General features: G+C 42.2%; 3 protein-coding genes and 1 pseudogene. 3 read left to right on the plus strand and 1 reads right to left on the minus strand.

Annotated elements, in window-relative coordinates:
- Window positions 1-129 precede the first annotated feature (129 nt).
- Window positions 130-927: pseudogene (locus CZ382_RS00070) on the minus strand (IS1634 family transposase); the annotation flags it as partial.
- Between the two features lie 353 nt (window positions 928-1280).
- On the opposite strand from CZ382_RS00070, the gene tnpA reads away from it, so the two are divergent.
- From tnpA to CZ382_RS00085, 3 genes are all read left to right on the plus strand, one after another.
- Window positions 1281-1610 carry an IS66 family insertion sequence element accessory protein TnpA gene (gene tnpA / locus CZ382_RS00075; RefSeq protein WP_088049256.1) on the plus strand — a complete coding sequence of 110 codons (330 nt, stop codon included), beginning with the start codon at window positions 1281-1283 and terminating at the stop codon, window positions 1608-1610.
- Window positions 1604-1960: an IS66 family insertion sequence element accessory protein TnpB gene (gene tnpB, locus CZ382_RS00080; RefSeq protein WP_088049257.1), complete on the plus strand. Its 357-nt coding sequence runs from the start codon at window positions 1604-1606 to the stop codon at window positions 1958-1960. The genes tnpA and tnpB overlap by 7 nt, the downstream gene beginning before the upstream one ends.
- 67 nt (window positions 1961-2027) lie before the next feature.
- A partial coding sequence (locus tag CZ382_RS00085; protein WP_200809502.1) for an IS66 family transposase zinc-finger binding domain-containing protein occupies window positions 2028-2646 on the plus strand: 619 nt, incomplete at its 3' end.

A 2646-nucleotide genomic window follows, 5' to 3' on the forward strand; every position in this document is an offset into this window, starting at 1 on the left:
AATAAATTAGATCAACTTCTACCTTGGTCCCAGACACTCCCAGAAGAATGTCGTGTCCCAAATAAATCTAAATAAAGCATACATGAAATCCCCATCTGAAAATAGGTGGGGATTATTTTACGCTTACTTGCTTCCTTTATCAAAGACGACTGTAAACTCCTCAACCGCCAACTGTAATTCGGTCAATTTGTCCCGCAGTTGATTTAAAAACGGTACAAACCGCGTACTGTCTACTTGGTTTCCCTCATAGATGTCCGAGAGCACGGGAACGAGGAATTCCTTGGTGACCACCTGTGCCAATCCGAATTGCCTTAAATCATTCCGCTTCTGTTTGTTGCGGCCTCTTTTGGTCAAGTCCGATTTTTCGTTGGTGGAGGCAATGTGGGTCGCGAAATTAGTTAAATCATAAAACAATAAACGCGACGACAATAATCCTTGTTCCGCCATATGCTGCGTGAGCGCTTTTCCTGCTTTGTCCAATTGCTCATCGGAGATCGTATCCATCTGATTCCAGAAATGCCGACTGTCCAATTTGTCTGGTTTAAATCCGGCTAAACCAGGTAATGTCGTTTGTTTGGCCCAATCGGCAAAGCCCCTCTTGCTTCCGGGATACAACGCTCGATATATGGCGGCCAATAATAACGACTTTCCAACTGTCTGACCATCCCGTCTCTGATCAGAAAAGTGCTTTTCAAAAATATCGAGGACGTTCAGCTCTTCGGCCTTTTGCCACAACAGGCGAACAGCTCCATGAGAATGGGATCGAACCTTTTTAATCAAAGGACCATTTCTTAGTTTATACATTAATTGCTCAACTGTCCCCAAATGCATGATAACGAAAGGACGGGGTTTGCCGTTGACCCGCCGCGATTCAACGATTTGCCAGTATGTGTACTTGCCAACTTTTTGCTTTCTAATAGTAGCCATATTTAGTTTATACATTATTATTAAAACGTTGTCAAATCATAAGTTTACATCCATTTTAATTTAGTTTATACACTAAAATTTCTGTGAAGCCTGCCATAACAACATTCTGGAGAAAGGTGTAGGAAACTCACGCTAGGCTGGTGCAAAGGGCAGTTTTTAAGTTGGCTCTAAAATGATATGTAAATATTAAAAGGGTATATCGCTATATAGTATATGTTCTAATCCTTCAGGGTCTAGAATATCATTAATCAGATATTCTAGACTGGTATCGTAAGCGTCAAGTACTACCCACCTATGATTCATGAGCTTATCATGCGATAATCTCCTTAGAAATTAATTCGGGAGGTTTTGCAATGACCCAAGCAGACAAAAGAATAGAATGGAAAATGCGGTTTGATGCCTGGAAAGCAAGTGGGTTAAGTGTGGCCGAGTGGTGTCGTAAACAAGGTGTTAAAGATCATCAAATGTATTATTGGATACAGAAATTCGATTATGAAGCACCCGAACAGGAATTATCTGAAACCCAATGGCTGACAGTCAAAGTTGATGAAGAGCCGATCAATGTCACTACTGGCCGAGAACCTGTATTCATTCATTTCGGAGCCATTTCAGTTGAAGTACGTCAAGGAGCTAATATGGCCTTATTATCTGATATTGTCCATGTGTTGCAGAATCAATGTTAACGAATGCTCCAATTGAACGGGTTTACTTAGCCCGCGGAAGTACGGATCTCCGAAAGTCTATAGATGGTTTAGCCGTTATTGTAAAGGAATGCTTTGATCTCGACCCTTTTTCACCAAGCGTCTTTGTTTTCTGTAATCGAAAACGCGATAAGCTCAAAATTCTTCAATGGGAACATAATGGATTTTGGTTGCATTACCGTCGGTTGGAACGCGGAACATTCCGATGGCTATCCGAAAAAGAATCCGGTGCCGTGCGCATTAGTCCACGGCAATTACGCTGGTTGTTAGACGGATTACCACTCGAACAAAAGCAGGCACACCATGAAGTTAAAGCGCGTACTATCCTATAATAAATGAAATATGGGGAAAATGGGAATTCGACTAGGCAAGTCGGATTCCTTCCCTTATAATGAAGGTATGGAAAACACGGCGCAATCATCAAAGGCAATTGAATATTATAAGGAACGTACTGAAAAGCTACAATTGGAAAAGGAAGCGTTGGAGGCTAAATTAAAATGGTATGAGGAGCAATTTCGCCTAAGCCAGCAACAACGATTCGGTTCTTCCAGCGAGAAAACCAATCCAGACCAACTTTCCCTTTTTAATGAAGCTGAGGACACAGCCGATTCAACAATCGAAGAACCAACTGTTGATACGATTACCTATCAACGTAAAAAACAACGTGGTCAGCGTAAACTTATGCTTGAAAACCTACCTACAGATACGATCGAATATCGTTTATCTGACGAGGAACAGGTCTGTTCGTGTTGCGGTGGCGCCCTTCATGAAATGAGCACAGAGGTGCGTAAAGAAATAGAAGTTATACCAGCGCAAGTCAAAGTGAAGGAGCATGTTCGCTACGTGTACAGTTGTCGTCATTGTGAACGTCATGAAATAGAAACACCTATCGTAACAGCAACAATGCCCGCCCCTGTTTTTCCGGGAAGCCTGGCCTCTCCATCCGCAATGGCTTATACGATGACGCAAAAATATGTGGAAGGTATGCCATTGTATCGTCAGGAGAAGCATTTGGAGC

The sequence above is a fragment of the Virgibacillus dakarensis genome, assembly GCF_900155625.1.
Classification (GTDB): domain Bacteria; phylum Bacillota; class Bacilli; order Bacillales; family Amphibacillaceae; genus Lentibacillus_C; species Lentibacillus_C populi.

Coding starts and splice junctions, on each gene's coding strand:
- tnpB (WP_088049257.1), top strand. CDS start 1,604: ATGTTAACGAATGCTCCAATTGAACGGGTTTACTTAGCCCGCGGAAGT.
- tnpA (WP_088049256.1), top strand. CDS start 1,281: ATGACCCAAGCAGACAAAAGAATAGAATGGAAAATGCGGTTTGATGCC.